The 6,116-nt window shown below is 47.0% G+C and carries 6 protein-coding genes and 1 pseudogene; all 7 read right to left on the bottom strand.

Annotation, left to right across the window (positions count from 1 at the left end; genetic code table 11):
• Nucleotides 1-165: 165 nt before the first annotated feature.
• Complete coding sequence (locus GC093_RS05765; protein WP_171650916.1) at nt 166-495, bottom strand: hypothetical protein; 330 nt, start codon at nt 493-495, stop codon at nt 166-168.
• Nucleotides 488-667 (bottom strand): annotated as a pseudogene (locus tag GC093_RS36830) (transposase); the annotation flags it as partial. The pseudogene GC093_RS36830 and the gene GC093_RS05765, both read right to left, overlap by 8 nt.
• On the bottom strand, nt 664-843 hold the full coding sequence (locus GC093_RS05755) for a hypothetical protein (protein WP_171650858.1): 180 nt from the start codon (nt 841-843) through the stop codon (nt 664-666). The pseudogene GC093_RS36830 and the gene GC093_RS05755, both read right to left, overlap by 4 nt.
• A gap of 250 nt (nt 844-1,093) precedes the next feature.
• A complete protein-coding gene (locus tag GC093_RS05750) occupies nt 1,094-1,288 on the bottom strand; it encodes a hypothetical protein (protein WP_171650915.1) in 195 nt (64 codons plus the stop codon).
• Nucleotides 1,289-1,493: 205 nt separating this feature from the next.
• Nucleotides 1,494-2,015 (bottom strand): YbjN domain-containing protein, encoded by a 522-nt coding sequence (locus GC093_RS05745; protein ID WP_171650914.1) that lies wholly within the window; start codon nt 2,013-2,015, stop codon nt 1,494-1,496.
• Between the two features lie 27 nt (nt 2,016-2,042).
• Nucleotides 2,043-4,085, bottom strand: a complete 2,043-nt coding sequence (locus GC093_RS05740; protein ID WP_171650913.1) for a hypothetical protein — start codon at nt 4,083-4,085, stop codon at nt 2,043-2,045.
• A 228-nt stretch (nt 4,086-4,313) separates the two neighbouring features.
• On the bottom strand, nt 4,314-6,089 hold the full coding sequence (locus GC093_RS05735; RefSeq protein ID WP_171650912.1) for a glycoside hydrolase family 35 protein: 1,776 nt from the start codon (nt 6,087-6,089) through the stop codon (nt 4,314-4,316).
• Between the last annotated feature and the right edge of the window lie 27 nt (nt 6,090-6,116).

The raw sequence follows: 6,116 nt of genomic DNA, 5'->3' as shown, positions 1-6,116 counted from the left end.
CAGCAGTTGGAACACGAGCTTCAAAGGTAGGCTGCATACCCGAGCAGTCACCGAAGGTGACGACCAGGGCGGACGCTACCGCTCCTCCACCCACACCCATTCCCTCTTACTGTTCCACTGTAATGCCTCCTGCTACTTCTTTCTTTACTTCTCCTAACCTTTTCGTTAGGTGGTATTCATAGCCATGTACCCCTTTGTAGTATTCGGGATACATAGCTCCACTGCAGCTTTCACATCTAATTTGTGGGGGGACAGTCGGATCTCCATAATCCATTCCATCCAAATCTCCACCACATCAAGCGGTATGTTATCGCTCTCCAAACAAGTTAAACATATATACATCACTGTCTGTTTGGACAGCAGATATTTGCTTACCGACAACGGCGGTTTCTTCTTTTTATTCTTTTCTTGCTTCCCGGTTAGATCTCCAATCATCCTTTCTAAATAGCCTCGTGTCTTCTCGTATGCTGCATATTTAATCGTAAGAGTTTTCATCCGTAATATGACGTATGACTCTTGCAATATACTCTTCGACCGTTACTTTTTCCGTCTTCTCTTCCCCACTTGTTTTATCGTGGTAGCTGAACACGACGTATTCTACGTCATAGGACTGGATTCCCTTTATCGCAAGGGCAGATCGCTTTATATACTGTCCTATATAGACTAGTTATCCAGTATGAAGTTGTCCATGTCATAGGAACTTCGTGCATAATAGAAACCTCCTGACGCAGGATCATATTGGCCTGCCAGCCATTCGTAAAATGAGACGAACAGAGTATCGAGCTCACCCAGTTGTTGCTTGATCTCTTTGAACGGAACTAAAAGTTCCGTTATTCTCTCCACCGCCTCCCATTCAGGGACTTAGAGGAAGCCTGACTTCCGTTAAGTCCCTGAATGAGAGGCCTTTACACAAAAAACAGAGAAATAACGGAACAAGCTATTCCGTTATTTCTCTGTTTTTATGCTTTTTTAGGAGATAGCGGAAGTTTTACTTCCGCTATCTCCTTCGCTCCCATGGACGGCTACGCATCGGACAATCGATGCTCATCGGGCACTACGATCGATACGTAGGTTACCGAATCTGAGCAATACCTCATTTTGCAGGTTCGAGGATATGGTTGGGGTTGATCTTCGTTTGTTCTGGGTTTGTTCTCGGTTTGTTCTCGGTTTGTTCTGGGTTTGCTCTGGGTTTGCTCTGGGTTTGCTCTGGGTTTGTTCTGGGTTTGCTCTTGTTCTGCTCATCAAAGGAATCCCAGTGCCGATGCTCATCAAAAAATATTTGTTTCAATTACGTTTGAGTCCACCTCTACCTTACCAAAAATTTAAATAAGGGGTAAGCTTCGCTCACCACAAACCCAAAAACATATAAATTCTTATATGTTAAAAAAAATCCCGCCCCGCAAGGGGACGAGATTTCATCTCGCGATAACGCCTCTTTTATAAACCTGATCCTTTTTCATAAGTACTCGGTGCACCATAAAGATTTCTATTCCTCACTGTTCAAGAAACGCAAGAGCCGCGGATAATTCCGTTCGCCCCGATGCAACACCCTCGATCATTTCTGCAAATGTATCCATCATCAGCATGAATACATCAATGATCTCCAGCAGCTCATCCTTTGGTAATATCGTGCTGCCTGACACGCACCACACATACCGATAATAGAGCTCCCCGTCTTCACGAATACTGTAATGCCCTATCGCCAGATGACAATTAATGGCCAGCAGCAATTTTTCTACTTGCTCCTGGTTCTCTTCCTTCCATACGGTTGGAACCTTTGTATAGATTTGCAGCAGCCGTATATGCTTGATCCCATGTTCAACCAAAGAGGGGATAAAGCTAAAGGTTAAATATCGGTCACGCTCCCGATCATCCAGATTGATAGGAACAAGCAGAGCTCCGATTGGCAAATCGCCAGAAGGCTCGATCAGCTCCGATTGTAGTCCAGCCTCTTTTAAATATTGCTTGAGAAAACCCAGCTCTGCCAAATCTCTTGCCTGTGTACTTTCGCTCATTGGAATTCCCTCCAGTTGGTTGTTAGATTATTCACGTTTCTTCATACTTTTTATCAATAGCGCACGCTGCTTGCCGACGTCTCCATTGAGCCTGTACAGCTCCAAAGGATTGACACCGCTAGAGGAGATAAAATTCTCGACGCGCTTGTACTGCTTTTTAATGTCGGGGTCACTCGGTTTATACTCAGGAAGCTTCGCTATCATATCCAAAATCAGATTACTATGCTCAACTCGTTTCTCATGCTTAATGGTCGAAGATTTGTCTGCGTTGAATACCATTTTTGTAAGCTTCCATGCACCCGGCTTGGCTGCGCGGTCACGACCTATCTGTTTAGCCTTACGACCCACGCTCATAGTAACGCCAACCCCTGCTGCTACAGCCTTTAGTGGTACACCAACCTGGGCCCCGACACCGCTTAAAGTAGCGATATCCCCAGCGATATTAGTCATTTCAAGACCAATTTGAATACCTGCTCGGGTCAATCGCTTCTGGTTGATATACTTCATTTCTTTGGCCACTTCGTACTCTTGGATATCCCTCAGCTCCACCTGCTCAGCCTCGTTGGCCGCGGCACCCTTAGCAATTAACTCCTGCTTGCGCAGCTGCAGCTTGGCCTTATCCGTTCCAGGGTTGAAGGAACTCCACAGGTTTCTACCAAACAGTGTGTACTGCTTGGCCCCAACGTAATCCTTGCTGGCGTAATCCTCTTTGAATTTCCGCTTGGCCTGCGTCATCCGATAAGTAGCAATGGCCGACTTGATCATACCGTAAACCTTGATCGTGATTGTAATGCCGCTGATCGCAATGCCCAAGCCTGGAACTGCCTGCGCAAGCCCAGCTCCCCCGACCTTTAGAATATCCAGGATCGATTTCACAGTCTTCACAGCCGATTGTGCAACTTTAAGCCCGTTGCTAACCACTTCAAGTCCTCCGCTGAAAGCTTCATCGGCGCTGATACCCTCAGTGCTGGTCGCTTTGCTGAACAGATCGTATACATTTTTGACAATCATGAAAGAGCTTTTGATCGCAGATATCGCTTCACCTACAGAACCCGACCAATCACTTACCGCTTCGGCTCCCGTAACATTATTATCGGTCAGTGTTCCGATATTATCAGCAAACCCTGAGCTGCTCTCCACACCCTTCTGAAGCGACTTACTTGTGTCAATCACACCTTCGGTTATATCGAAGCCTTTCTCCGTCGCAGACTTATCCGTGTCATTGTAAGTATCAACGATCTTCTTCATTGCTACGAGTCCGTTGAGACCCGACATCAGCATGTCTCCCGGAGCGGTTGCCATGCCCATCTTGGCATTTTGCAGCTCTAGCTCTTCCTTTAATTCTTCTTTACCCTCGACGCCATCGATCTCATCAATACGGATATCCAGTGATTCTGAAACGCCGCCGGGTCCTGTGTTTATTATATCGCTTACCTCACCGATCGTTTCAACCCTATCCTCAAAGCCCGCACTTTCTGCTTCAGCAGGAGAACCAATCTGACCCATTTGGGTATTCGGTGCTTGTTGTGCTTTGATTTGCTGAAGCTTGTCCCTCGCTCCCGAAAGTCCCTTGATTTCCCCAATCTTATTACTTCGAATAAATCCGTGTTTACCATCAAACTTGGCCAATTTCCATTTGCCTGTACTATCTGTTATATCGTAGGTTTCAAATTCACCGCGAAAACTAATCTTGGATCCTATCATTTTATCTTCCTGGACGTTAAACGTCTCACTACTGGTGGCAGCATCGGTCTGTTTGTCATAATCGCGCAAATGAGCACCCATAATCGATTTCATCGAAGCTGCCTTCGAATTCGGCATGGATGCGGGTAGCTTAGTAGGAACAGGGGGAGAACCGGACGTATTACGTTGAATACGCTTGTCCATCATCATTCTGCCTACCGCTTGATTACCAATAGAGCGCTGAAGCTGCATAATACCTGCTGCCGAAGACAAGCCAAATCCACCCGTTGATACGCCCGTCTGCGTGGTCTGCCCTCCCTGCTGTGCTGTAGAGCGGCTGGAAGCCGCTGTATTATGAGAGGCACTAGATTTCGATCTATCGTGCATACGGAATAGCTCCTTTTCACGTCATATATCATTACTAATAATAGTATATGAATTGGCTGTATTTGGAAAGTATTTGTACCCGATATTCTGCTCAAGCCTGCCTCATCTCGCCATAGACCCCTTTTTTTCGCAAAAAAAAAGAACCGATGTCGGTTCTTAATAAAATTAAGTTTGCTTTAACAGGGTAGCTCGAATGCACCAAATCGAGTCATTTCCCACCAGTTCATGCTAAAACTCAGGTGTAACCGCTGCGACTTTACCCAAGTCGGGGGCATCCACGAAGGCAACCTCAGCACTATTCGAACCGTGCAGCTCAAAAAGAATTAATTCATTATCTCCATGCCGCAGCAGAGGCCCAGGGACATACAACGTTTTCTGAGGTCCAGCATTCCAATATCTTCCGAGATTAAAGCCGTTTAGAAAAGCTACCCCTTTGCTCCAGCCCTCCAAGCTCAGGAAGGTATCCGCGATTTCTCCGACATGGAATATGGCTTTGTAAAAGGCCGGGCCTTCAATAGAATTGCAATCAGAAAGAACTTCAAATTGAAGCTGCTCAAGCCGTTCCATCGGCAGCGGATGCATGCTCCAGCTGAACTGGAACTGATTATCCAAGCGGACGCCCTCGGTAATTCCTTTATAATCCTTTAATAATGGGCCGTAATTAATTCTCCCCATATTTTCGACCAGAATATCCAGTCTTGCCCCTTCATGCGGTACATCCATTTTCAAAGGCTGAGGATTCCAACGCTCGATCACCCCCAGCTCCGTACCGTTAAGGAAGACCTGCGCCCGGTCATGAACCTCCTGCAGATGAAGCTCCTGCCCATTCCGGGGTCCGCTCAGCTGTGTCGTATAAAGGATGAAACCATAAGCTTGACCCAGCTTCTCCATCGGTTCCGGACACACGCTATATATTTCCTCGGAAATTAGATTCAACTGACCGAACAAATCAGCACGCTCGGTTACTTTTACAATTCCATAGTTTTTCTTAGGCTTAGGCTCGGGAAGCTCCAGCTGTCCAATATCCGCATACTTAGACAAGCTCTCTCTTATAGCATAATATTTCTCTGTTGGCTCGCCCCACTCGTTAAGCGGACTATCATAATCGTAGCTTGTGATGGTCGGCTCATAGGCTTTTATATGATTAGCTCCGTTAGTAAACCCGAAATTGGTACCGCCGTGAAACATATAAAAGTTGACGGAAGCACCCGCTTCCAGCATGTCTTCGAATACACGGGCCGCGTCCATGGCATCACGGGTATGATGATCCTCCATCCAGTGATCGAACCAGCCATTCCAATATTCCATGCAAAACAACGGCTGTCCAGGGCGGTATTCTTGAAGCTTCGCAAAAGACTCCGCTGTCTGGGAGCCAAAGTTGACCGTAGCCAGCACATTCTCAAGAGTTCCCCCTTGAAGCATTTGGTCCGTTGGCCCATCGGAAGTGAACAGAAGCACATCGATTCCACGCTGGAGGAGCCCCTGCCGGATATGCTCCAGGTAAGTCTTGTCATTACCGTAGCTACCGTATTCATTCTCCACCTGAACGGCGATCACGGGTCCCCCGTTTGTGCTGAGCAGTGGAATAAGCTTAGGAATCAACACGTCATAGTAAGCATCCACTTTGGACAGAAACAACGGATCAGAGCAGCGCAGCCGGATGTCCGGATATCTCAGCAGCCAGGCAGGTAAGCCCCCAAACTCCCATTCCGCACAAATATAAGGGCTGGGGCGAACGATAACATGCAGACCTAGCTCCCCCGCCTTCTCGATAAAACCAACCAAATCCGCCATGCCTTCAAAGCAGAAATACCCTTCCTGAGGTTCATGAAAATTCCATGGGACATAGGTCTCTACGGTATTAAAACCGCATGCTTTCAGCTTAAGAAGCCTGTCCTCCCAATAGGCCGGAACCACGCGAAAGTAATGCACCGCTCCGGACAAAATACGAATCTGCTCACCCTTATAAGTAAAGCGGTCTCCCTCTACTTTAAATATAGCCATGTATATCCCCTTCCCTGCTCCTATATG

This window comes from Paenibacillus foliorum, from assembly GCF_013141765.1.
Taxonomy (GTDB): Bacteria; Bacillota; Bacilli; order Paenibacillales; family NBRC-103111; genus Paenibacillus_S; species Paenibacillus_S foliorum.
This window is presented reverse-complemented; position numbering and strand designations above follow the sequence as displayed.